This is a genomic window from Phytobacter palmae (assembly GCF_039409775.1).
In the GTDB taxonomy this organism is placed as follows: domain Bacteria; phylum Pseudomonadota; class Gammaproteobacteria; order Enterobacterales; family Enterobacteriaceae; genus Phytobacter; species Phytobacter palmae.
Genome location: NZ_JBCIVJ010000020.1, coordinates 39,399 through 64,314, shown reverse-complemented (window position 1 = coordinate 64,314; position 24,916 = coordinate 39,399). Strand labels below are relative to the sequence as shown.

Sequence of the window (24,916 nt, the reverse complement as noted above, 5' to 3'; positions counted from 1 at the left end):
ATTTGAAGTCAGATTAATCAATGGCTTATACTCCTGGTGAGATGCAATAATGAGAATTAAGACTGTAATTTCATTTGTATTGATATTATTTTCCTGCATGAACAGTTATTGTTATGCCGGAATTCAGCTCGATCGTACACGCATTATCTACCCTGCATCTGAAAAGGAAGTGACTGTTAGTCTTGTAAATAAATCCACTGCCCCGCGTCTGCTTCAGACCTGGATCGACAGTGGTGATTACACAGTCTCACCGGAAAAGGCTTCGGGTCCTTTTGTTGTCTCACCGCCTATCTTTCGGGTTGATGCAGGAAAAGGACAGACTTTGCGAATCTTTTACACAGGTACTGAATTACCCAAAGATCGGGAGTCTGTTTTCTGGCTTAATATTCTCGAAGTTAAGCCTAAACCTCCCGTCGCTGATAATGGTACAGATAATTATATGCATGTTTCAGTCCGGACGAGGATGAAAATATTTTTTCGCCCTGTAGGTCTTACCGGTACTCCGGAAGAATCGGTATCCGGACTGCGTTGGCGGGTTATTCATAACGATGCAGGTTATGGTCTGGAATGTAAGAACTCATCGGCATATAACGTCTCGTTCAGTCATGTGTTATTTAGTGTGGACAAAAGCAAGAATATTGAAACCGATAATGGCATTTGCCCGGCCAGAGGTGAAAGGATTTTTGCGCTGCACGGCACACCGGGAAATTCTAATGGAAAGGTCCATTTCACTTATATAGACGATTTTGGAGGATTCAAAGATGAGGCGCAAAGTGTTATCGGTAATTAAGTGAATTATGGTGCAAATCCTGTATACCTGTTGGAACCCGAAAGTCGTAGGAGAAAATAAAATGAAATTTTTGGGAATTTTAATAAATTACATAATTGTAATTTTTACCATAACTTTTGCACAGCAATCATGGGCGAATTGCACCAGTGGCCCTACATATACTTATAACTATAATATTCCCGTTACAACATTAACCATACCGAGGGATAAAGCCCCAGGGCCTATCGGAGATGTTATTACTCCAACAATTGGTCAATCAGTCACCGTATCCTGTAATGGCGGAATTACAAAGTTTTCGCTTAAGTTTGGCTCAAATTTGACTCCTTCCAGTTATTCTCCTGATGTATATGAAACCGGGGTGCCAGGAATTGGAATAAAGATATGGGATACATTTCTGTCCCCAATTGTAGTTGGAAACAATCTTACATACTGGTACAGCCCGTCTAACAGTACGACATACACCGGTGGTGCCTGGTTGACTGGTATTCAGATTCAGTTCTATGTTACAGGCCCTGTATCACCGGGTGTTATTACGTCATTTCCAAGTATTCAGTCCTGGGTAAACACTCAAATAAGTGAGACTGGTGGAGCAAATTATAATACTCTTAATCTTAAGGGAAACATCGTTGTCAATGCGCCATCCTGTGAAACTCCTGACGTTACGGTAAAAATGGGAACGCATTACCCAAGAGAGTTTACGTCTGTTGGTTCAACTACTGCTGCATCTCCATTTGATTTTAAAATCAATGATTGCAAGCCAGGACTGAATTCTATTTCTTATATATTCTCGCCTGCTACGGGCGTTAGTCTGGTTGGAACAGGGAATGATCAATATCTAACATTAAATAATCAATCAACTGCTTCTGGTGTAGGAATTCAGGTTTTGTATGGCGATGGCAGTAATGTACCATTCAATACAAAAGTCTTGTACCGAACTTCTCCAGCGGCTGGTGGTTATGTTATTCCCATGAAAGCTCGGTATATAAAAACTGCCAGTGATATTACGGGCGGTACTGCTGATTCAGCTCTCGTTTTTACTATGATATATGAGTGATTTAAAAAGATAATAATCCAAATGACAAACATCATTCAGGTTATGTATGAGGTTTGTCAATTTTACTTATTTGCGTAAAAAGGAATTAGCATTTTCTATTCGCAACTCTAATTATTAAAATTCCATAAAGTAATAATGCCATATTGAACAGGTGGTTTATTTATGATTTCTGCAATTATTGCAGTCAGTGACGTTCTATATAGAAGCAGTTTTGAGAAATTCATCTCCGTAATATTTGCCAATAAATTCAATAAGGCGGTTGTTTTTTCTCATAAACTTAATGCCATAAGTGTCAGCGCTGCTGATATTATTTTTTTAGAATTTTGCAACGGTGAAACCATGATATGTACTCCAGAACTTATGTTCAGGAAAAAAAGCATTGTCATTGGTATAGTCGATGATTTATCCAGAGTATCGACAGTGTCATCTGGATGTTTCCCTGATGTTGTTTTTATCGAGCGAAAATCTGATTTAGAAACCATTGAAAGAGTAGTTACCCGGCAATGGAAAATAAGGTTTCTTTCCGGAAAAGATCCTTTATGCTATTCATGTTATACATGTAAGCCAGCATCAATGACGCGCAAAGAAACCATGATAATGTCTAAAATGCTGCAAGGCATTAGTGTTGCGCAAATTGCAAATGATTTGAACCTGGATTGTAAGACTATTTATGTTCATAAACACTCTGTAATGAAGAAGTTCAATCTAATAAATGATTGCGAATTAATTGCTTTCCTTAATTCTTTAAAGAATAAGAATGTTAAACCTAATCTATTCAGGGAATTAATTGAACATAATAATAAACCCAACCTTCTATACTGACATGTGAAGATAATATTGGAAAATTGATTGATGAAGTGAATTCCATCTGGTTTATGTCAGATGATATATTCATGCAAATTAATTTATTACTCTGATGCTATAGCTTTTTTTTGATAATTCAGTCGGAAGAGATGGCTTTGACTGTCAGCCGTAATTGGTTGTTACCTCTTCTGGCGCTATGTCTTATGCTGGCTTGTGGACGAACATGGATACACTGATACGCTTGTCGCCAGAGCTCAACAAGGTATGAAGGCAACGCTTACGCACGTTATACAACGCAAAGAGCTTGCCGAATATCTCCAGTGCCTTCGGGTTGAAGTGGCAAAGCAGATCCTTGAATCGAAACCAGTCAACTTTGATGAGGTGAGTCTGCGTGTCGGTTACACCGACGCAGGCACGTTTCGACAGTTGTTTAAGCGAAAGACGGGGCTGACGCCACGCGACTACCACATACGCTTTGCCCGCCCCAGTTCCCCGGATAACGATGGTGATAATACTTAACCTGCTGCGCCCGGTCGGATTCAGATCAGGACGATAACAGCACTGATAAACGTTTCACCGCCGCTTGTGCTTCTTCTGCACTGGCAAAATTGGTAAATCCCATCAACAGCCCATTCTGCTGCGGGGTCTCAGCATCCCATTCACTGAGCGCCTTAACTCCAAGCCCTGCCGCCTGCGCCGCCGTTGCCAGCGTTTTGTCGGACTGGCGTTCGTTCAGGTAAGCCAGAACTTGTATGCCCCCGGCCTGAGGCTGGATGTGCAGAGATGAGCCGAAAATGCTTTCAAGTGCATCCACAAGATAACCACGCCTGACGGCGTACAACTGACGCATTTTGCGCAAATGGCGGGCAAAATGCCCTTGTTGCATAAACGCTGCCACCATCGCTTGCGGCAGAATAGAGCCCGGCCCCGGCCAGTGGTTAACGGCCTCGTGAAAGGTCAGTTGCAGAGAGGGGGGCACCACCAGATAGGCCAGACGTAAGCCGGGAAAGAGGACTTTACTGAAAGTGCCGGTATAAAGCACACGCTGTTCATGATCGAGGCTTTTCAGGGCCGGTAGCGGATGACCGTGGTAGCGGAATTCACTGTCGTAGTCATCCTCAATGATCCAGGCATCTTTTTGGTTCGCCCATGTCAGCAACGCCAGACGTCGGGCCAGGGACAGTGCGACACCTGTGGGGCTTTGGTGTGAAGGCGTGACGACGGCAAAACGTGCATTCGGTGCCCGTTGCTCCCCGGTAGCCACCTGTAATCCCTCGTTATCTACCGGAACGGGTGTCAACGTCATCCCCATTTGCTGCAAAAAGTATCTGCCGGGAAAATAACCCGGGTTTTCATACCAGCCACAGTCGCCTGCCTGTAAAACAGTACGACACAGCAACTCAAGCGCCCCCTGATAGCCAATGGTAATAAACACCTGCTCCGGTGTGCAGGCGATACCGCGAGAGATGCCCAGATAGGTGGCAATGGCCTCCCTAAGCGGCGCATATCCGGCCGGATCGGGTTGAGCCATCACCGTTGACTCAATCATGCGCAGCGTTTGTGCAGACAGGCGAGACCATATTTTCCGTGGGAACGCGTCCAGCGCCGGTACACCTGGCTGAAACGGCAGAATATTCCCCGTCAGGCGCGTCTGATTCGGCTGTGCAACGGAGGTTTTGCGTCGCTGCGGCGCTTTTCCGGTGGTCGGCAGCGTCGCCAGTTGGGGCGATACCCGGGTTCCTGCCGCTCCCTTCGTCACAAGATAGCCTTCACTGACCAGCATCTGGTAAGCCATTTCCACCGTTCCCCGCGCTACGTGAAGTTCGCTGGCGAGATTGCGTATTGACGGGACGCGTTCCCCGGGGCGTAACCGACCGGCAGTAATAGCGTCGCGATATCGCTGGTAAAGCTGCAAATAGAGCGGTGTATCGGGCTGCCAGCTGGATTCAGGCATCAATGCTTCCACATTCTTTGTCCTGGTCATTTAGATAATTCTTGTCACTGTAGCATAGGTCATGGCGGGGATATATTGCAGCCATCAGACAGGGGAAACGTATGGCGACATTCGAAATACACAACATTGAAAGCGAACATGAACTCCAGACCGCATACGTATTAATGCGAGAGTTGCGACCACACCTGGCAGATGCAGAGAACTTTATAGCCCGTGTTCATCGTCAGGCTGAACAGGGTTATAGCCTCAAGGGGGTCTGGCAGGATCACGAGCTACTGGCCCTGGCGGGCTACCGGATTTCGGAAAATCTGATCTACGGTCGCTTTCTCTATGTTGATGATCTTGTGACGGCACCCCGCGCCCGCAGCCACGGTCTGGGCGCGAAATTGATCGATGCCCTGCGTGAAGAGGCACGCTGCCAGAATTGTACTCACCTGGTACTTGATACCGGCTTAGGTAATGCGCTGGGCCAACGTTTCTACTATCGACAAGGCTTGCTGGCGGCAGGCATGCACTTTCGCCAGTCCTTAGTATGAAGTTTTTTAATAACCGGAGATAACCTGATGAGCACCCCACAACGTTTACCCTATTACACCCTTTCCCCGGAAGCATATAGCGGGTTTGCGGCGACCAAAAAGGCGCTGAGTAAGAGCACTCTCGGGAAAACGCTGATTGAATTAGTCTGGCTGCGGATCTCCCAGATTAACGGCTGCGCATTTTGCCTGGAGATGCATGCGAAAGCGCTGCGTGCCGATGACGAAAGCGCTGCGCGACTGGATAGCCTGGCAGGCTGGCGCGTCAGCGAATTGTTTAGCGAACGTGAACGTGCAGCCCTCGCGTGGGCAGAGTCTTTAACGCACGTAGATAAAACGCATGCGCCCGATGCGGATTACACCCCTCTGGCGGATCATTTCAGCGAAACTGAAATTTCCGATTTGACCTTTGCGATTGCGCTGATGAGCGCATTTAATCGCCTGGCGATCGGCATGCGTCAGTAATCCTTACATCCGGCTCAGGGACGCGCCGGAATGGAAAAAGTGTAAATGGGCATTCTGCGTATCAAATGCATCCCACCCAGACCCCCTAAGTCCGCTGCTATCGCCCAGCCAGAGTCGCTGCAATGGCCCGGTCAATCTGTCGGATATCTGTAGTTCTCCTTTAAAAATCATCATCTGCGATGAAGAGGTTCCCGCCGCGTGAACGATCGCGGTTAAGAAGCTTGTTGCGCAGTCAGATAGAGTGGCTTATGATTGCAATTGCAACGATTGCAATTGCAATTCAAATACTCGATAAGGATGAACATGACACAGGTGAAAATCGATCTCGCGTTTTATACTGCGGACACGCCAAACGGGCAAAAAATCAGCATATTTCTCAAAGAGGCCGGTCTGGCGTATAAGCAGTTCAATCTTGATTTGGACAAAGGGGAGCAGCGCCATCCCGATTTTCTTAAGATCAACCCGATTGGCAAGATCCCCGTGATTGTTGATCGGCAAACTGGCCTGCGCATTTTTGAGTCGGGTGCCATCCTTTCCTGGCTCTCCTCTAAAACCGGGTGTTTGCTGCCCGCTACGGAAGCTGAAAACGTCGCCGTACAACAGTGGTTATTTTTCCAGGTCGGTAGTATCGGCCCAATGCTGGGGCAGTTATGGTGGTTTTTACATGGTTCCAGAACGGTCAATGACGAGGCGATAAAACGATACCAGGAGCAATCGCTGCGTCTTTACCAGGTTGTGGATAAGCGGCTCAGTGAGTCTGCTTTCCTTGCCGGTGAAAACTACACCATTGCTGATATTGCCGCATTCACCTGGCTCCGAACCTGGGACGAGTTGAGACTGAACATTACCCCTTACCCGCACGTTAAGCGGTGGCTTCATGTGATTGCCGCGCGACCGGCGGTACAAGCGGGACTTCATGCGAGTAAGCCGATCCCTGGAGCGAGGATTGAGCGATTAACATCGAGTGAGGAGTGAGGCCATGGCATGGGCGTATTTGTTTCTTGCTGCTGCCCTTGAAATTGTGATGGGCATTTCCCTCAAATTAAACGCGGGGTGGACCAGGCTCGGGGCAAGTATTATCGCCGTCATGGCTGGGCTGGGCAGTATTTACTTGCTGGCGTTGGCTTTGCGTTCCTTGCCTGTTGGAATGGCTTATGCCATGTGGACCGGCACAGGAACGATTGGGCTGGTCCTTGCAGGTATGCTGATTTTTCAGGATGAGATGAGCTGGCCCCGGGTTTGCTTTATGGGACTGGCTTTTATCGGCATTATCGGCTTACGTTTCTGCGAAACAACGGGATAAGCGCATTGCTGGCTGCTTATAGCAATGGCGATTTTCCGCTTATTCAAAATATCTTCACCTGTACGTTAATTGTGCAGCGGCTTGATATGCCGCCGTGGTAAAGCAGAGAATACCGGCATCTTATATTTTATCTGCCATGCAGAGGATTCATCTTCCTCTGGCTTTTTCACCGGTCAGCGTTAGCACCGTACTGGTTATAATGGCGACGACTTTGCCATCATCGCGCGATATTTCACATCGGTAATGACTGATCGTTTTGCCGCGATGTTCCGCCTGCGCGGTAGCTAACAATCGCGAACGCCACACAGGGCGGACAAAAGAGGTCTTAATATCGATTGTTGTAAAACTTTCATCCTTTTTCATTAAGGTAGAATGCGCGGTGCCAATAGCTGCGTCTGCCAGTTCACATAATAGCCCTCCGTGGACGGTACCCTGCTGATTTCCATGGAGTGCGGGATCGGCATCCAGCGCGAGTGTAGCCGTCGCCTCACCGACATCCACAATGCTGATACCCAGCAGTCGTGAGATGGCTGTGGGATAATTCATATGTGTTGTCATTGTCTCGTCCAGCGTTCCTTGCAACTGGCGCTGCAAAAACTCCAGTACGGGGATATAAACCGATTTTTCTTTCATATTAATCCTCTGTACGCATAAATACCGTAGGGTAGAAATAGAGCAGGATATTTGTCATTCCTCCGGGAATAACCAGATGTGTTTTATGGTTATTTGCTGGTGGAAACTTTCGCTAATAGATTTATATTCTCTGTCAATGATATGTCCGTAAGTTGCAAAACGATTTGCCTCCTTATCCCTGGAGGCATTTAAAACATTATCGCAACGGCCAAAAAATACTGGCTCTGTCTGGCGGGAGGTTATTTTACTTTCGCACCGCGACTATCATTTCCAGCTCAACAGGCGCGCCTCGCGGTAATTCAGCTACACCTACCGACGTACGGGTATGTGTGCCCCTTGTGCCAAGCCTTGCGACGAGTTGATCGGATGCCCCGTTCATCACCTGGCTCTGCTGGGTAAAACCAGGAGCAGAAGCAATATACCCTACTACTTTAATCACCTGGATAATATTATCTTCGCCTCCGACCGCCTCACTCACTGCCGCAATGCAGAGGTCGGCACAAAAAGCCGCAGCCTGTTGGGCCGCAGGGAGATCAATGTCCATTCCCACTTTTCCTGCGTAAAGCAGCGTTTCACCTTTGCGCGGAAGCTGTCCGCTCACATAAGCCAGCCCGTCATGGATGATGACAGGAACATAATTCCCACCCGGCTTATTAGTTATATGTTCAGTCATAGTCTCACCTCTATTTTTCCGTTCCTGCATTCGGGATAATTTACTCACAACCTGACCAGAATATACGCTGACAGCCAAACAGGAGCCGGAATTATTTTCATATTCCGTACGCTAATATCCCTGACTCGGACAAATTCAGTCAGGTATCACGAGGGGGCCACAATTGCTGTCGGTAATAAATGTTGCCAGTAATTCGGCAGGTTCACTCTTACTGACGTTTTCGGCAAAAAGATGTAATGCGCCGGGCGGTTCGAACCATGTCTGTCCGGCTGTATAATTTGCAGCCGCACTTCCTTCCATTTGGGAGCGTAAAGTGCCTTTCAGGACAAAAGCAGACACTGAACCCGGATGACGATGGCTTGGTGTATACGCGTCTGGTGGGAAGTCAATCACCGCGACGGTAAGGGATTTGCCGGGAATGCCGGGCAAAGGCTCACAGGAAACGGGCCTGATATTTGTCTGAGGTCGCGTGGTCTCTATGGGGCCGGACATCTGCATGTTCATAGAATGCCGGTCAGAATGATGCCTGTCTGGCGTTGACGCAGCCGGATAAGAGACCGAATGGACAATATAACCCCCGATGAACAAGGCCGCGCCGACAGTAGCCATAATGCTGAGCCGCCTGAAAGGCAAGGGGCTCTTCTCCAGGGCGAAGGTTGAGTCATGTTGTGTAATCACGGGAACCTCTTTTTCTGACGAAATACCGAAACAAAAAGCATTGAATTGCGCTACAGGCGGAAATCAGCAGACCATCCCAGTGTCTGGATAGCTTTTTGGGAAGTCACAGCAAACCCGGCGTCAGCAATATTGTATATACCGTGAGCTCCTGCTTTTATGGCGAGTAGTGCGGCACAGGCTGCGGCATCAACGTGGACTGTCGGTGACGTTCCGGGCTTGTCCACACCGGTTCCCGGACCATAGAGATGACCGTAGCGCAGAACAATCCCCGTTACAGACTGAGGATGAGCTAACACGGCAGACTCAAGGGCTACAGCACCGCAAACGCTGGTAAGGCGAGGTTCGGGAGCCAGCAGATCGAGCGGCATTTCTTCATCGTAAGGTTCGTGTCCGGGCGCATAAGTCCAGGCGATACTTTGTGCAATCACGCGCTCTACGCCTGCCGCAATAGCCGCCTGCATCAGACTGGCCGTGCCTTCACGCCGCATGCGTGCGTTACGCGCTGCAAAATCTGCGGCATTTGTCGGGTCGATAGTGCGGGGCAGGTCGGTAAGTTGATGGATAACGGTATCGGGTTTTGCCAGTCTGACAGCATGAGCCAGTTTTTCGGTATCAAAAACGTCGACAACAACCGGATGGACGCCTGCTGACTCAAGGCTGCGCGCTTTTTCTTCGGAGCGTGTTGTGCCGAAAACGTTGTAACCTGCCCTCAGTAACAAGGGCACAAGACGCCGGCCAATGGCGCCCGTCGCGCCTGCCAGGAAAATTGTTGCGGACATAAAATCACCTCTTAAAGCTTGCATTCCATACCTCATCGCGTCCCGGTCAGCTAAATGCCCTCACGCAGGATATGGCTGGGGTTATCGCATCAACGGCCAGGTTGCAGAAAGTGTCTGTTCACTTTCAGACGACACCATTTGCCCCGGTGTTAAGGCTGAAATATATCGCCGCAATGACCCATGCCACAGGGCCAGGAATTAACAAAAACACCAGGACATTAACGATTAGGGAAAAGTATTAACATCGAACCCGCCTGTGCTAATGCGAATACAGACTGGCAGATGCAGGCCATCCGAGATTATTTGGTGAGTTAACGCGCTGTTCAGAAGGTGCTGGTATGAAGTGAAGATGATTTCCCCGGCAAAGGTGATTCTGGCATGACTGGCGCCAGCCCCACTGAGGAAGAAGGCGTCGCCCATGCCGGGCAGAGTCTGGCAGCGCATGCATATTTTGCGGTTTAACGCCTTCATACCAGAGCGGTAATCGGGCGTTGCCCTGCGATTAACGCGTCTGCGTCTTTTGCGCGCGGGCCGCTGCAGCGACCTGGTCCAGCGCGGCAGAAACCGTGCTTTGCTCATCGGTACTGAACTGGCTCAGGAAAAGTTCTGCGACCGCACTTTCATAAACTTTCCACATCTTCTTGCGTAGTGCTCGCCCTTCCTTCGTGATGGTGGCATATGCAGCACGGCCATCTTCTGGCGAACGCATGCGCTGGACCAGCCCTTCCTGCTCCAGGCGGTCTACCAGACGCGTGAGGTTGTACCTTTCTATCGCCAGCGCATCGGCCAGTTCATGCATTCTTCTGGTGCCGTTTTGCCCGCTTTCCAGCCCCCAAAGTACGTCGTACCAGGCATAGGCGGGCAGTTTCGCGGCTGCCAGACGGCTCTCCACTTCACGAATCATCAACCGGTGAGCGCGTACAAACGAAAACCAGAGATCCGTTTGATTCTTCTCCATACCAGGCTCCTTTCATTTTTTTTAGTTGCAATTGCAATTGTACCTGACTTAGCATGGCGAACGCCAGAATTGCATTTGCAATTCATTAATCGGGCTTAATGACTGCACATCATTCACTTGATGTTTCAGAGAGTGGCAGTTTCTCAACGCCCTATTTTTAAGGGAGATTTTCCATGAGTTTACACCCTGAACGGGTTGATATTGACCCGCTGGAAACGCGAGAGTGGCTGGAAGCGCTGGAGGCAATCATGACCATTGAAGGCCGTTCACGCGCACACTACTTGATCGACAGCCTTACCGATTTTGATGCGACCCGGAACGGTGATTTCTATGGACGCGTCACCACCCCCTATGTCAATACGATTGATAAGGATCGGCAACCCGCCTATCCCGGCAATCTCGACATTGAGCAGCGCTTAAATGCGTACATACGCTGGAATGCGATGGTCATGGTGCTGCGTGCCGGTAAACACTCCAATGTCGGCGGACATATTGCGACTTACCAGTCAGCGGCCGTGCTTTATGATGTGGGTTTCAGTCACTTTTTCCGTGGTCGCACCGGGACATTTGGCGGCGATATGATTTACATCCAGGGCCATTCCGCGCCAGGTATTTACGGGCGCGCCTATCTGGAAGGGCGTATCAGCGAATCGCAACTGGACAATTTCCGTCGTGAAGCCGGACGTGATGGGCTCTCTTCCTATCCACACCCACGTTTGATGCCTGACTTCTGGCAATTCCCTACGGTATCCATGGGACTTGGACCGTTGACTGCGGTCTATCAGGCACGGTTCATGCGCTATCTTGAGTACCGTGGAATGCTGGAGCATCAGGGACGTAAAGTGTGGGCTTTCCTGGGTGATGGCGAAATGGATCAACCGGAATCACTGGCGGCCATCTCAGTCGCAGGGCGAGAACGCCTCGACAATGTCATCTTTGTCGTCAACTGCAATCTCCAGCGCCTTGACGGCCCGGTTCGGGGTAATAGCAAGATTGTTCAGGAGCTTGAAGGTACTTTCAGGGCGGCAGGCTGGAATGTCATCAAGGTGCTGTGGGGCAGCGGCTGGGATGATCTGCTCAAGCGCGATACCAGCGGACTGTTACGCCAGCGCATGATGGAGTGCATCGATGGGGAATACCAGACCTTCAAGTCGCAAAATGGTGCCTATGTGCGCGAACATTTCTTCGGTAAATATCCCGAGCTGCTGAAGCTGGTGGCGCATCTGTCTGACGATGAGATTTGGGCGCTGACACGTGGCGGTCATGATCCGCAAAAGGTCTATGCCGCCTACGCAAAGGCGGTCAGTACAGAAGGTCGTCCCACCGTCATTCTTGCCAAGACGGTTAAAGGTTTTGGCATGGGGGAGGCTGGCGAAGGCCAGAATATCAACCATCAGTTGAAAAAGATGAGTGCGGATGCGGTGCGTGCATTCCGCGATCGCTTTTCCCTCCCGGTGCGCGACGACCAGCTTGAAGAGATGCCTTACCTCAAGCCCGAACCCGACAGCGAAGAGGCTCGTTACTTCGCGCAGCGCAGAGCGACGCTCGGCGGCTATATTCCATCGCGTTCCCGACAGGTTGCCTCGCTCCCGATCCCGCCGCTCAGTACTTTCGATTCGCAACTCAAAGGGAGTGGTGAGCGTGAAATCTCAACGACTATCTCTTTCGTACGCATTTTGACCACGCTGCTCAAAGATCCCACCCTGGGCAAGCTCGTCATCCCCATTGTGCCAGACGAATCTCGGACCTTTGGCATGGAGGGGCTGTTTCGCCAGATAGGCATCCACTCTTTTATGGGGCAACTTTATACCCCGCAGGATGCCGGACAGCTGAGCTACTACAAAGAGGCGAAGGACGGTCAAATTCTGCAGGAAGGTATCAATGAATCCGGCGCAATGGCGTCATGGATCGCGGCCGGAACGGCTTATAGTAATCACGGCCTGCCGACAATTCCTTTTTATATCTTCTACTCCATGTTCGGCTTACAGCGCGTTGGTGATTTGGCCTGGGCCGCAGGCGATGCGCGCACGCGAGGCTTTCTGCTGGGAGCCACATCAGGCCGCACCACGCTGATGGGGGAAGGATTGCAGCACGATGATGGCCACAGCCATGTGCTATCGTCAGTCATCCCCAATTGTCTCTCGTATGACCCCACCTTTGCTTATGAACTGGCGGTTATCATTCAGGATGGCCTGCGTCGCATGTACGCGGATCAGGAAGATATCTACTACTACATTACCCTGCTCAACGAGAACTATCCGAACCCTGCCATGCCGCAGGGAAGTGAGGAGGGCATTCTCAGGGGACTCTACTTGTTGCGCGAGAGCCAGCAACAGCAATCCCTGTCGGGGCAGAGCACCACACCACATCTGCAACTGCTCGGCAGTGGCGCGATCCTGCGAGAAGTCATTGCCGCCAGTGAGCTTCTGGCACAGGATTTCGGTATTTCAAGTGATGTATGGAGTGCGACAAGCCTTACTGAATTGCGCCGTGACGGGCTGGCGGCGGAGCGCTGGAATATGCTGCACTCCGAACAGGAACCACGTATCCCGTATGTTCAGCAATGCTTGCAAGACCATGCAGGCCCGGTCGTTGTGGCGACCGACTATATGAAGATCTTTGGCGACCAGATACGTCCTTTTATTAATGATCGACGATTTATCAGCCTCGGTACAGATGGCTTCGGGCGTTCAGATACACGCCAGTCGCTGCGCGAATTTTTTGAAGTTGATCGCCATTTTATTGCTCTTGCCGCGATAAAAGCGCTGGCTGATGAAGGATACCTGCCTCGCCAAAAAATCCAGGAAGCGATGCTTCGTTACAACATCGATCCGGAAAAAATTGACCCGACAGCTATCCAGGTGCCCGGTCGATGACAAAAGAAAACGTGTTGAGAACTATCGATTCTCCCGCAGACCTGAGACGCCTGCATCGTAGTGAATTACCGCAACTTACCCGCGAGTTGCGTACGTTCCTGCTTGATAGCGTTTCCCGGACGGGAGGGCATCTGTCTTCAAACCTGGGCGTGGTTGAACTGACCGTTGCTTTGCATTACGTATTCGACACGCCTGCGGACAGGATTGTCTGGGATGTGGGCCATCAGGCCTACCCACACAAGATCCTGACAGGTCGGAGAGAGCGGATGCGAACATTGCGACAGAACGGGGGGATTTCCGGCTTTCCCGTTCGAACTGAGTCACAGTACGACGCGTTTGGCACCGCTCACTCAAGCACGTCCATCTCGGCCGCACTGGGCATGGCTGTCGCCGCGAAACTACAAAAAGTGAAACGCTATTCGATTGCCGTCATCGGCGATGGTGCGATGAGCGCGGGAATGGCATTCGAAGCGATGAATAATGTTGGCGCTGCGGAAAACATGCCATTCCTTGTCATTTTAAATGACAACGGAATGTCGATTTCGCCACCCGTCGGTGCGTTGAACGCCTGTCTTGCCCGCCTCACCTCAGGCCGCGATTTTGCACAGACATCGACAGAGGCAGAATACGCATGCGCCAGCACATCTGAGGCACACGCAAAAGGGCCGAATGTCCCTGATACCTTATTCGGGGAGTTTGGATTTCACTATATCGGGCCAATAGACGGCCATAACCTGAACGCGCTCATTAGCGCTTTAAAAGAGATAAAGCAGCAACCCGGGCCCCATTTTCTGCATGTCGTGACAAAAAAGGGCAAAGGGTATTCCTTCGCCGAGCAAGATCCCGTGCGTTATCACCACAGCAAAGAAGCATTCGGTCTGAAAGAAGGTATAAAACCATCGTCAGCGCCCCCTGGGAAATCCTATTCGCAGGTTTTCGGAGAATGGCTGTGTGATGCTGCGGAACTGGACTCGCGGGTCGTGGGCATTACGCCTGCAATGGGTGAAGGGTCGGGAATGGTGAGGTTTGCAGAGCTCTTCCCTCATCGCTACTTTGATGTGGGTATCGGAGAACAGCATGCCGTGACCTTTGCTGCCGGTCTTGCGGCCGATGGCCTTAAGCCCGTTGTCGCTATCTATTCAACCTTCCTGCAGCGCGCATACGATCAGCTTATCCATGATGTTGCGCTACAGAATCTGCCTGTCATCTTTGCTATTGATCGGGCTGGGGTTGTGGGTGGCGATGGCGCAACACATCTTGGTAGCTATGACCTGGCATTCCTGCGTTGTATTCCCAATATGATCGTTATGGCGGCGTCGAATGAAAACGAGTGCCGGCAAATGCTTTACACCGCCCTGCAACAAACATCGCCCACCGCGGTGCGCTATCCCCGGGGCGGGGGGACAGGTGTCGAAACGGAGAGAAAGATGACAGCGATTCCCATTGGCAAAGGGGAAGTGCTCCGACATGCTACCGGCGTGTCAAAGATACGCATCGCGATTCTCGCGTTTGGCTCTATGGTCGCGCCGGCACTGGGTGCGGCGAATTTAATCGACGCAACGGTAGCAAACATGCGTTTCATCAAGCCACTCGATACCGATCTGATTTACCGCTTAGCCACAACACATGATGCCATCGTGACGGTTGAGGAAGGGTGCGTGATGGGAGGTGCGGGCTCCGCATGCGCAGAGGCTTTATCGGCGTTGTGTGTGAGCTTACCTGTCTTACATCTCGGCTTACCGGATCACCTTATCGACCACGGCGACCCTGTAAAACTACTGGCCGATTGCGGACTTGATATACCCGGTATCGCGGCATCGATTCGAACGCGTTTTCAGCTTCCCTTATCTGAGACGCAGTGAAATCCTCAGCTGCGACAGCGCCCCGTATCAGGTGTTGGCAAGCCGGGCTGGTTATCCTCCTTCATGTCATGGATGGCAACCTCCTGTAATGTAATAAGTGAATGTTAAACGCTAACCCGCTGCAATTGCGCTTGACAGGATGTCAGTAATCAGTAATCTCATTTGTGGGAATAAATTCTCTAATATGAGATTTGCCATGAACAATGAAGATTACAGAGTACGATTAGCAGCACGTCTGGCTGCGCTGCGCTTACAACAGAACTGGTCGCTTGAGGAGCTTTCCGCAGCATCAGGCATCAGCAGGGCATCCTTGTCACGAATTGAACGCAGTGAAGTCAGCCCGACAGCGGAGGTTCTTAACCAACTTTGTATTGTATACGGAATGACCATGTCCCGGCTTATTAGTGAAATTGAACAGGCCGCGGATAATCTGTTCAGGGCTGATCAACACGCCTTATGGCAGGATGAGGTTAATGGATTTGATCGACGTATCTTAATACCACCTTCTAATCAGTTCAGATGCGAGATGGTGGAGGGAAAATTACGTCCGGGTGCTTTCATTGAATATTCAAATCCTCCCGTCCAGGGACTTGAACAATATATATGGTTATATTCCGGCGAATTAACCATAACGATGAACAGTGAGAAATGGACATTGAAAGAAGGTGACAGTCTGCGTTTCCATTTATCAGGTTCTTCATCCTTTAGCGCTCATGAGAGCCTCGGTGCACATTATATTTTGGTGGTATGTAAATCATGATTGAATATGAAATTCTCAGTGCCACACAGGCGCATCAGTGCTTACCCGAATTGGGGGACGTGTTACAGTCTTGTGTAATGGATGGGGCAAGCGTAGGCTTTACTGATCCCAATGATCGTCGGGCAATAGATAACTTCTGGAAAGATAAAATTTATAGCCTTGCCAGTCACGATTGCGAATTATTAATAGCCCGCGATAATGGTTTTTTGGCCGCTACCGTTATAATAAATTATTGCAGGACGCCTAATGGCCGCCATCGTGCTGAAATATCCAAACTGCTCGTTCATCCGCAGGCGCGTCGTCAGGGGATTGCCAGAGAGTTAATGAACCGGGCAGAGGATATGGCCTGGGAAAAAGGGCTCTCTTTGCTTGTGCTTGATACACGCAGTGGAGATGTCGCCAGCGATTTATATCTCTCCCTGGGCTGGCAGATTGCCGGGACAATTCCCTGTTACGCAAGGTCTATCGATAATACACTTCATACCACAACATTTATGTACAAAATTAAGAATCCACATCACTGATTACCGCTACAAATAAAATTCATGGGCAATGACATTGTCTGTATCAGCAGGCGGGCATCATTGCTCGCTCGCGCAATGCCTTACGCCATTGCGTTGGCGTCGTTTTAAATCGCCGTCTGAAATGATGGCGCAGCGTTTCAGGTGAGCCGAACCCGGCCTGCTCTGCAACATCATCGATGCTGAGCCTTTCGCTTTCCAGGAGAGTACAGGCTTTTTCAAGACGAATGCTGAGCATCCACTCTCCCGGTGAGGTGCCGGTGGCTTCATAAAATCGACGTATAAAGGTTCGACGGCTCATGCCCACTTTGCGAGCCAACTGTTCAATCACCATTGGCGTATGGAGGTGATTGCGCAAATCGTCCAGCAATGGCGCGAGGCTTTTGGTCTGACGTTGCGGAACGGGTTGTTGGATTAACTGCGCCTGGTTGCCTTCCCGCAGGTGCGGGGTAATCATTCGGCGTGCGCAGCGATTGGCAACTTCAATACCGTAATCGCGCCGGATAAGATGCAGGCATAAATCGACACCCGCAGCGCCGCCAGCCGAGGTTACGATGCTACCTTCATCGACATAGATCATGCTATGTTCCACCTGCACCTCAGGAAACCTCTGCGCAAGAATTTCTGTGCTGTTCCAGTGGGCAGTCGCGCGTTTGCCGTTCAGTAATCCCGTCTCTGCGAGTATAAAACTTCCGGCACAAATCGCGACAAGCCGTGTGCCTTTCTGGTAGGCCTTTTGTAATGCTGCGATCAGCTTTTCCGGGGCCGCTTCATAGACATTGCGCCAGCCGGGAATGACAATGGTTCCGGCATCTTCCAGTAGTTCCAGCCCGCCATCAACCACCATTCGAACACCACCCTGAGCGCCAAAAACACCGTCTTCTAACGACGCCACTCGCAGGTCATAAAGGGGGTGGCCAAGTACCTCATCAACGCGCCCAAACGCTTCGGCGGCGATACCAAATTCAAAAGTGCAGAGGCATTCATAGGCCAGCAGCACCATGCGCCGATTTTTAGGCGTAAAAGAAGGGCTGTTAAGAGGGGTGGTTATCTGCATAAAAACCTTGTTGCTGAAAATGGCACGATCTTGACGATAACTGACACGGGCATGGATTTCTACTGCCACGCAAATCTTTCATGCTGGCACCCTGTTAACGTTTCACAGGAACTGAGTATGAAGAACATATTAGCGCTGATGGCGGTGTGTCTGGCCGCATTAATGTCGGGACTGGAAATATCCAGTGTTCCGGTTATTTTGCCCGTGCTGGAAAAGCAGATGCAGGCCAATTTTCGCGAGCTGCAGTGGATTATGAATGCCTATACCCTCTCATGCACGGCGGTATTAATGGCGACCGGCACATTAGCGGATAGATATGGGCGTAAACGCATTTTTATTATCAGCATCATTGGCTTTGGCCTGACCTCGGTAATATGTGGCATAGCCGAGAGCGCATTCTGGCTTATCGTTGGGCGTTTCTTGCAGGGATTAAGCGGCGGCGCGATGTTAACCAGCCTGATCGCCATACTGTCATTCCAGTTTCCACAAGGGAAAGCACGTAGCCGGGCGTTTGCCGCCTGGGGGATCACCTTTGGATTTGGGCTTGGATTCGGCCCCATTATTGGCGGGATGTTAGTGGCGTGGTTTAGCTGGCAATGGGTATTTTTGGTGCATGGTGTTATTGCTTTGCTCACCCTGGTTCTGGCGCTGAATAATGTCGTGGAATCACGTGATAACACTACAAAAAAACTCGATGTTGCTGGCTTAAGTACCCTGACGATGAGCGTTGTTGGTGTCACCTGGCTTATTACTCAGGGCGGGAGTATCGGCTGGAGTAGCCTGGAAGTCCGATTAATTTTTCTTGCGACCTTAATCAGTTCTGCACTCTTTGTCATTATTGAGACACGGCATTCACACCCCATGTTTGATTTCTCTGTGTTTCGCATAAGGCCTTTTTCCGGTGCGCTTATGGGGGCGATTGGTATGAATTTCAGCTTCTGGCCGCTGATGATTTATCTACCGGTTTATTATCAGAGCGGGCTTGGGTACAACAGTGTGGCGACCGGCATGGCGCTTCTGGCCTACACGTTGCCGACATTATTAATGCCACCATTGGGGGAAAAATTAGCGCTGCGATTCAACGCTTCGCGCGTCATTCCGCTGGGATTATTTTCTATAGGCCTGGGATTTGCGCTGATGGCGCTGGCAGTCACATATCAGTTCAGTTTGCTGCCTGGAGCACTGCTCTCAGGGATCGCTTTGGGACTGACCAATACGCCAGTCACTAACGCCACTACAGGGTCCGTCGAGCCTGACCGTGTTGGAATGGCATCCGGGATTGATATCAGCGCGCGCTTCATCACGCTTTCCATCAATATTGCCCTCATGGGGAGTCTACTGGTCTCGGGAATAGCAGAAAGTTTGCAAAACCATATGAACACCGTGAGCGACAAGTATGTACTGGCAGAACGCATAGCCGGTGGGGCAGAGGTTTCGCTGAGCCGCGATATCATCTCAGCGGTGCTTACCGAAGGCTTTGCCGGCGTGCTGATATACGGGGCTGTAGGGGTAGGTTGCTTGTCCCTGGCGAGCTATTTACTGTTTAACCTGAAAACGAAAGCGGCGTGCGGACGAGTAACATCGTGCCCTGAGTAATATTCCTTTTACCCGTTCACGTATTCGAAGGTTCCATTTCGCTATGAACGTAAAGGGAACGGAGCCCATCTCCTGGGCCGCTTATTTCCCCTCTTCCTGTAGGGAAGAGGGGAGAGTTATCGCGCATATATTTTAAAAATGTAGTACGGATAAGGTGCCTGCATCGCCATCCGGGAAAACAAGGATGGAGTACCCTTAGCGACTACCGTCTATCCGCGCTGGTGCAGGGTTGGCAGTAATTTTAATGTAATGTTGCAATGCCAGCGGGCGCGAAACGCCGCGTGGATCGCCGGTAAAAGGCAGTCTCACAAAGGGGGCGGTAGGTATTTCAACCCGCCATGTTGTCTCACCAATAAAGCTGAACTCAACGGCATTCGCCGCTACATGCAGGTCTGCAAACGACCCGGTGAGATAAGCACCGCCCAGCGTCAGTATCTCTTTTACCCCATCATTCAGATCAATCAACGCAATATTAAGCATTTCCTCATAGGGAATATCATCAGTGAGAAATAATAACAGCCGTGTTTCATCCACCTGAACAGCAGCCTCCAGTATCTGAACCGGAACGGCAATACCCGTCCCGTTTTCTGCAATCAGAACCTCGTATTTTCCCATCGTTTTTGTTGTTGGCTCTTCTCTGATTCGAAGCGTAACGTTGTCGAGCTGCCTGAACATAGTTAATCCTGATATCCGCTTATTTGCTGTATTACTATTGCGCCGCCAGCATATGCGCCTGTCGCCTCATTATGCAAACACAATGCTACGTTGACATCATTATGCGTCAGGAATAAAACAACGCCGTTTCACCACACCCATTTCCCGGGAGGCTGAGCATAAGGCTGGAGGTAGTGTATTTGTTGCTGAGGTCGGCGGTAATATCACGCACGTTGCGCTGTCATGAACCGGGGCACGCAAATAAAACGATTGCTGCATACATCCTGTATTCTCCTGCTCGCTAGTTCAATTATGTTATTTCACTCTATGGTTAACAGAATGCTTAAATGTGAGCGATATCGCAAAAATAATATGTTAACGTAGTCAGTGCGCTGGAATTAATGCCGGGTTTGTTGGGGATGTTCATCCAATGCAGGTATTCGTCGCGAATTGCCAGTCACCATCGGGGTTGCGCGGCTTGTATAAGTCCTTTGCTCTAATGATCACAGTAGTAAAAAAACATAATTACTTAATACAAAAACGTAATGGATTTTGCGGGCTTACCTGTGTCAGAAAGTATTCCTCATTTATAAAAGAAACCGGAGATGTGATTAAAATGAGTGAAAACTTAATACACAATCGGCATGATGAGTATCATAAGTTAACTCGTGTGGAACGCATTGGTTATGGGATGGGCGACTTTGCCCAAAACCTTGTTTTTGGTACGATAGGTGGTTTCCTTGCGCTTCACATGTTAACTGTGAATACGATCAGTACAGCAACCGCAGGGTTTATATTTCTTTTTGTCCGCATCATCAATGTCATTTGGGACCCGATGGTCGGAACGTATGTTGACAAAAGAAGTTCAAAGGCTGGCAAATATCGTCCCTGGCTTTTAAGAGCAGGCATTCCTCTGGTTATTCTTTCTGCTTTACTTTTTGCCCCAATTCCCGGTGTCAGAGGTTCCGTTCCCTTTGCTTTTATTATTTACCTTGCCCTGGATTTAGTCTATTCAGTTGTAAATATTCCTTATGGTTCTCTTAATGCTTCATTGACAAGAGATCCTGAATCAATTGATAAGCTTACAAGTACACGCATGATGCTGGCAAATAGTGCCAATTTGCTTGTCTACACATTATTTCCCATGTTTGTACAAATGGCTGCGCCAAAAGATCGGAGCCTCAAGGATACTGGTTTTTTCGGTCTTAAGCTCAATATGGGGAATTATACCGATCCCTCAGCGAACTATGCCTGGTTTGGCGTTTACTCAATTTATATGATAATAGGTGCGGTTGCTCTTTTCTTCTGCTACAAATTAACTAAGGAGCGGGTGGTCGCAACTCAAGAACAAACGGCAAATGTAAAAACGACTGACCTCTTCCTTGAACTCAAAAATAACCGTCCGCTTGTTATTCTTGGATTGTTTTTCATGCTGGCCTTTACGTTCATGTTTGTCATGAATACGGCTAATGGCTTTTTCAATCAGTTTGTTGTCGGCCACTCCGAATGGATGGGTGCCATTGGGCTTGTTGCCTCCATCCCGGGTATTTTATTCCCGGTATTTTGGCCAAAACTCAAGAAAATTTTTGGTAAAAAAGGTTTTTTCCATCTCTTCCTGGGAATGTTTATTGTCGGTGAATTTCTGACTTACATTTGGTCACTCGACGGAATGCATGATGCCCTCTGGCTTGCTTATATCGCAACCTTTATTAAACAATGGGGCTTAACGTCTGCTACCGGATTTATGTGGGCGCTTGTTCCCGAAGTTATTGCCTACGGTGAATTAAAATCAGGCAAGCGCAATGCCGCAATTATCAATGCGATTATGGGTATTTTCTTCAAGATAGGTTTTACTATTGGTGGTGCACTTCCATTGTGGTTGCTGGCCGGTTATGGCTTTAACGAGACGAGTGTATATCAGCACGCAAATGCTATTGCCGGAATAAACATGACAGCGATTTGGATTCCGGTAGTGTTAGCGCTTATGTCGATGGTTGCTATTCACTTCTATCCAATTTCAGATGACAATGTTAATGATATCAACCGTCAGCTTGATGAAATACGCGTATAGTTCAATAAACGAGAAATGATAATAAATATAAAATGGAAAATTTAAAAAGGTAAATTATATGTCAGTTATTCAAAACCCTATACTGCCTGGATTTAACCCAGACCCAAGTATTATCCGTGTAGACGACACGTACTATATTGCAAATTCCACCTTTGAGTGGTTCCCTGGCGTTCGTCTACATGAATCAAAAGATCTGGAACACTGGAATCTTCTGCCGGCGCCACTGTCAACAACCACGTTGTTAGATATGAAAGGGAACCCTTCCTCTGGCGGGATTTGGGCACCGGATCTCTCGTATGCTGATGGCAAATTCTGGTTAGTGTATACGGATGTCAAAGTCACAGAAGGTGCCTTTAAAGACATGACAAACTACCTGACCACTGCAACCGATATTCGTGGTCCCTGGACAGATCCCATCAAACTGAATGGCGTCGGTTTTGATGCGTCACTTTTCCATGACGACGATGGCCGTAAATATTTAGTTCAACAAACCTGGGACCATCGGGAATACCATCACCCCTTTGACGGCATCACGTTGACCGAGTTTGATACCCGCACCCTAAAATTAAAACCAGAAACCGCGCGTACGCTTTATCGGGGTACTGCCGTGGCACTTGTTGAGGGGCCACATCTCTACAAAATAAACGGATATTATTATCTTTTCGCCGCTCAGGGGGGCACGGTTTTTACCCACCAGGAGGTCGTTGCGCGTTCGAAAACCCTGGAGGCTCATAGTTTCGAAACAGAGCCTGGCGACGTTTTTTTAACGAATGTCGATACCCCAGACAGCTATATCCAGAAACAGGGGCATGGCGCGTTGGTGTCAACGCCCAAAGGCGAATGGTATTACGCCTCGCTCTGTGCCCGTCCATGGAATCGTGCCGGCGAGTCCGCTTATGATCCTCGCGGTTGGTCTACCCTGGGCAGGGAAACGTCTATCCAGAAAGTGTACTGGGATGAAGATGGCTGGCCACGTATTGAAGGCGGCCACGGCGGAAAAACGTTTGTTGAAGGCCCTGTAGATGCTGTTTACACCGAAAGCGCAAAAGACCACAGCCAGTATGACGATTTTAAAACCGCAACGCTCGATCCCAACTGGAATACCCTGCGTGTCCCGTTCAGCGAAAAAATGGGCACCACGGGGGATGGGAAATTAACGCTGGTCGGGCAAGGTTCTTTGGCAAATACGCATGATCTCTCGTTGATTGCGCGGCGCTGGCAAGCTTTCTATTTTGATGCTCAGGTTAAAGTTAAATTTAACCCTTTTAATTACCAACAGATGGCTGGGTTGACGAATTACTATAATGATCGTCACTGGAGCTTTGTTTTCATCACCTGGAATGAAATTAATGGGTCCGTTATCGAAATAGGTGAGAATAATCGTGGGAAATATACCTCGTATTTGAAAGATGGGGCCATCAAGATCCCCGAAGGGGTTGAGTTTGTCTGGTTCCGCACGAAAGTGCGCAAAGAAAGTTATACCTATGAATACAGTTTTGATGGGGTGAAATTCACTGAAATCCCGGTCAAACTGGATGCCGCCATTCTCTCTGACGATTATGTACTGCAAAGTTATGGTGGGTTCTTTACCGGGGCATTCGTGGGGCTGGCAGTAGTGGATTACTCTGGCTATGGTGCACGCGCAGAGTTTTACCATTTCGCTTATCAGGAACTGGGGGATTCGTTAGTTGCAAGCGACACTTATAGCTGGAAAGCAAGTGAATCACGCTTTGGGTAATGATTAAACACCGATTCAGTTAAATTCCTGCAAGATTTCTGCGGGGTAAAAAAGCAGTAGCGATGACCTTAAAAGGATTACTGGCCGGTAGGGGGCCGGTAATCCTTTTTTTTATCCCGGTCGTCAGACACTAATACAACAGGCTGTGGATAATGCTACGTACCGCGATCCCAACGATCACGCCGGGGATGACATAGCGAAAAAGCCTGACAAATCGGCTGGCGATCCCAAGGAAGATCCCGATACCTGGCAGATCGAATGTCTGGATCAGAAAGCCTGCCGAGGCGTTCACCTGTTCTGGCGTCACCAGCCCTTTTCGCAGAAGCTCTGACATCACCCCGAAGTAGGCTGTCCCTCCCGCCAGACATTTGGTCAGCGTTGGCAGCACATATACATCGGGAAGGCTGAAATAAGCCATTAACGGCGAGAGGAGCCGGGTCAAAACATCTATCGCTCCCGCTTCTTTAAGAATGCCGACGATGGTCAGCGAGAGAAGCAACATGGGTAGCGATCCCAGCGCCAGACGTATCGCATCTGCGCCCGCACCGTTAATGATGCCGATCAGGCTGGATGACGACTTATCGTTAAACGCATCGGCAGGCGCTGCGTTCTGGACGGCGGTGGAGAGCTTTTTACCGAACAGGTGATACGTAACTGCCGCTGCGACCAGCCCACCTAAAATCGAAATGATGATGGCGTTTCCCCAGTGCAGCCCGTAAGGAATCAAAGGGTAAAAGACATTGCCCTGTCCCATCGCAAATAACATCGCCAGCGCTGCAGCAAGCTGGCGCTCTGAGGTGCCTCTTTTTTCCATAATGGCCAGGGCGGCAATGGGCGCGGCAAAGCTGACGAAATTGAGTTGTATCAGGGCGAAGATGGCGATCCCGGAAATACCGAACGGTTTGAGCACTGGCGCGGTCAGCCGAACAACAGCATCGACAACACCTTTTGCTTCCAGGTATTTCATCACGATGAGCATGACAACCATGACGGGAATAAGCGTGTAAAGCGCAACATCAACAGACGCCTTTCCTGCTGACATAATGACATCAATAATATTCATTAAGCTATCCAGTGAAGATCCACTCAAGGCAATCTACACCTCCGGGACAGTAAGTAAAATCCATGTCGTGCTTTTATAATTTAGTCAGATGGAA

24 protein-coding genes are annotated in these 24,916 nt (G+C 49.5%); 15 read left to right on the top strand and 9 right to left on the bottom strand.

Annotated elements, in window-relative coordinates; genetic code table 11:
- Positions 1-49: 49 nt before the first annotated feature.
- From AAIG39_RS20650 to AAIG39_RS20635, 4 genes are all read left to right on the top strand, one after another.
- A complete protein-coding gene (locus tag AAIG39_RS20650) occupies positions 50-790 on the top strand; it encodes a fimbrial biogenesis chaperone (protein ID WP_343194618.1) in 741 nt (246 codons plus the stop codon).
- Between the two features lie 61 nt (positions 791-851).
- Entirely contained in the window at positions 852-1,844 is a 993-nt protein-coding gene (locus AAIG39_RS20645) for a fimbrial protein (RefSeq protein ID WP_343194617.1), read from the top strand.
- A 162-nt stretch (positions 1,845-2,006) separates the two neighbouring features.
- The gene (locus AAIG39_RS20640; RefSeq protein ID WP_343194616.1) at positions 2,007-2,666 is read left to right on the top strand and encodes a helix-turn-helix domain-containing protein; all 660 of its coding nucleotides are present in this window, start codon (positions 2,007-2,009) and stop codon (positions 2,664-2,666) included.
- Positions 2,667-2,912: 246 nt separating this feature from the next.
- Positions 2,913-3,167 (top strand): helix-turn-helix domain-containing protein, encoded by a 255-nt coding sequence (locus AAIG39_RS20635; protein ID WP_343194615.1) that lies wholly within the window; start codon positions 2,913-2,915, stop codon positions 3,165-3,167.
- Positions 3,168-3,192: 25 nt separating this feature from the next.
- Here the strand turns inward: AAIG39_RS20635 and pdxR are convergent, their stop codons facing one another.
- Positions 3,193-4,632: a MocR-like pyridoxine biosynthesis transcription factor PdxR gene (gene pdxR / locus AAIG39_RS20630; RefSeq protein WP_343194614.1), complete on the bottom strand. Its 1,440-nt coding sequence runs from the start codon at positions 4,630-4,632 to the stop codon at positions 3,193-3,195.
- A 71-nt stretch (positions 4,633-4,703) separates the two neighbouring features.
- Here pdxR and AAIG39_RS20625 point away from each other — a divergent pair, with 71 nt between their 5' ends.
- The 4 genes from AAIG39_RS20625 to AAIG39_RS20610 all read left to right on the top strand — a co-directional run bounded on the left by AAIG39_RS20625 (position 4,704) and on the right by AAIG39_RS20610 (position 6,903).
- Positions 4,704-5,138: a GNAT family N-acetyltransferase gene (locus AAIG39_RS20625; protein WP_343194613.1), complete on the top strand. Its 435-nt coding sequence runs from the start codon at positions 4,704-4,706 to the stop codon at positions 5,136-5,138.
- 27 nt (positions 5,139-5,165) lie between these two features.
- On the top strand, positions 5,166-5,600 hold the full coding sequence (locus tag AAIG39_RS20620) for a carboxymuconolactone decarboxylase family protein (protein ID WP_343194612.1): 435 nt from the start codon (positions 5,166-5,168) through the stop codon (positions 5,598-5,600).
- A 303-nt stretch (positions 5,601-5,903) separates the two neighbouring features.
- Positions 5,904-6,575 carry a glutathione S-transferase family protein gene (locus AAIG39_RS20615; RefSeq protein WP_343194611.1) on the top strand — a complete coding sequence of 224 codons (672 nt, stop codon included), beginning with the start codon at positions 5,904-5,906 and terminating at the stop codon, positions 6,573-6,575.
- Between the two features lie 4 nt (positions 6,576-6,579).
- The gene (locus AAIG39_RS20610) at positions 6,580-6,903 is read left to right on the top strand and encodes a DMT family transporter (protein ID WP_090088254.1); all 324 of its coding nucleotides are present in this window, start codon (positions 6,580-6,582) and stop codon (positions 6,901-6,903) included.
- A gap of 147 nt (positions 6,904-7,050) precedes the next feature.
- Here the strand turns inward: AAIG39_RS20610 and AAIG39_RS20605 are convergent, their stop codons facing one another.
- From AAIG39_RS20605 to AAIG39_RS20585, 5 genes are all read right to left on the bottom strand, one after another.
- Entirely contained in the window at positions 7,051-7,536 is a 486-nt protein-coding gene (locus tag AAIG39_RS20605; protein ID WP_343194610.1) for a PaaI family thioesterase, read from the bottom strand.
- Between the two features lie 244 nt (positions 7,537-7,780).
- A complete protein-coding gene (locus AAIG39_RS20600; RefSeq protein WP_090088264.1) occupies positions 7,781-8,209 on the bottom strand; it encodes a RidA family protein in 429 nt (142 codons plus the stop codon).
- Positions 8,210-8,344: 135 nt separating this feature from the next.
- Complete coding sequence (locus tag AAIG39_RS20595; RefSeq protein ID WP_343194609.1) at positions 8,345-8,887, bottom strand: cupin domain-containing protein; 543 nt, start codon at positions 8,885-8,887, stop codon at positions 8,345-8,347.
- Between the two features lie 50 nt (positions 8,888-8,937).
- Entirely contained in the window at positions 8,938-9,666 is a 729-nt protein-coding gene (locus tag AAIG39_RS20590) for an NAD-dependent epimerase/dehydratase family protein (RefSeq protein ID WP_343194608.1), read from the bottom strand.
- 502 nt (positions 9,667-10,168) lie between these two features.
- On the bottom strand, positions 10,169-10,624 hold the full coding sequence (locus AAIG39_RS20585; protein WP_090088272.1) for a MarR family winged helix-turn-helix transcriptional regulator: 456 nt from the start codon (positions 10,622-10,624) through the stop codon (positions 10,169-10,171).
- Between the two features lie 173 nt (positions 10,625-10,797).
- Here AAIG39_RS20585 and aceE point away from each other — a divergent pair, with 173 nt between their 5' ends.
- The 4 genes from aceE (at position 10,798) to AAIG39_RS20565 (ending at position 16,646) form a co-directional block, all read left to right on the top strand.
- Positions 10,798-13,500 (top strand): pyruvate dehydrogenase (acetyl-transferring), homodimeric type, encoded by a 2,703-nt coding sequence (gene aceE / locus AAIG39_RS20580; protein ID WP_343194607.1) that lies wholly within the window; start codon positions 10,798-10,800, stop codon positions 13,498-13,500.
- A complete protein-coding gene (gene dxs, locus AAIG39_RS20575) occupies positions 13,497-15,362 on the top strand; it encodes a 1-deoxy-D-xylulose-5-phosphate synthase (protein ID WP_343194606.1) in 1,866 nt (621 codons plus the stop codon). Before aceE ends, dxs begins: the two co-directional genes overlap by 4 nt.
- Before the next feature lie 196 nt (positions 15,363-15,558).
- Positions 15,559-16,122, top strand: a complete 564-nt coding sequence (locus AAIG39_RS20570) for a helix-turn-helix domain-containing protein (RefSeq protein WP_090088277.1) — start codon at positions 15,559-15,561, stop codon at positions 16,120-16,122.
- Entirely contained in the window at positions 16,119-16,646 is a 528-nt protein-coding gene (locus AAIG39_RS20565) for a GNAT family N-acetyltransferase (RefSeq protein WP_343194605.1), read from the top strand. The genes AAIG39_RS20570 and AAIG39_RS20565 overlap by 4 nt, the downstream gene beginning before the upstream one ends.
- Positions 16,647-16,689: 43 nt before the next feature.
- Here AAIG39_RS20565 and AAIG39_RS20560 read toward each other — a convergent pair whose 3' ends face one another.
- The gene (locus AAIG39_RS20560) at positions 16,690-17,700 is read right to left on the bottom strand and encodes a helix-turn-helix domain-containing protein (RefSeq protein ID WP_343194633.1); all 1,011 of its coding nucleotides are present in this window, start codon (positions 17,698-17,700) and stop codon (positions 16,690-16,692) included.
- Between the two features lie 117 nt (positions 17,701-17,817).
- Between AAIG39_RS20560 and AAIG39_RS20555 the strand changes: the two genes are divergently transcribed.
- On the top strand, positions 17,818-19,296 hold the full coding sequence (locus AAIG39_RS20555; RefSeq protein ID WP_343194604.1) for an MFS transporter: 1,479 nt from the start codon (positions 17,818-17,820) through the stop codon (positions 19,294-19,296).
- 195 nt (positions 19,297-19,491) lie between these two features.
- On the opposite strand, the gene AAIG39_RS20550 is transcribed toward AAIG39_RS20555, so the two are convergent.
- Entirely contained in the window at positions 19,492-19,971 is a 480-nt protein-coding gene (locus AAIG39_RS20550) for a hypothetical protein (protein ID WP_343194603.1), read from the bottom strand.
- A gap of 610 nt (positions 19,972-20,581) precedes the next feature.
- Between AAIG39_RS20550 and AAIG39_RS20545 the strand changes: the two genes are divergently transcribed.
- Both AAIG39_RS20545 and AAIG39_RS20540 read left to right on the top strand, forming a co-directional pair.
- Positions 20,582-22,021: an MFS transporter gene (locus AAIG39_RS20545; RefSeq protein ID WP_343194632.1), complete on the top strand. Its 1,440-nt coding sequence runs from the start codon at positions 20,582-20,584 to the stop codon at positions 22,019-22,021.
- 58 nt (positions 22,022-22,079) lie between these two features.
- On the top strand, positions 22,080-23,759 hold the full coding sequence (locus tag AAIG39_RS20540) for a glycoside hydrolase family 43 protein (RefSeq protein WP_343194602.1): 1,680 nt from the start codon (positions 22,080-22,082) through the stop codon (positions 23,757-23,759).
- Between the two features lie 130 nt (positions 23,760-23,889).
- Here AAIG39_RS20540 and AAIG39_RS20535 read toward each other — a convergent pair whose 3' ends face one another.
- Positions 23,890-24,822, bottom strand: coding sequence for a nucleoside recognition domain-containing protein (locus AAIG39_RS20535; RefSeq protein ID WP_090088297.1), 933 nt, complete (start codon positions 24,820-24,822; stop codon positions 23,890-23,892).
- Between the last annotated feature and the right edge of the window lie 94 nt (positions 24,823-24,916).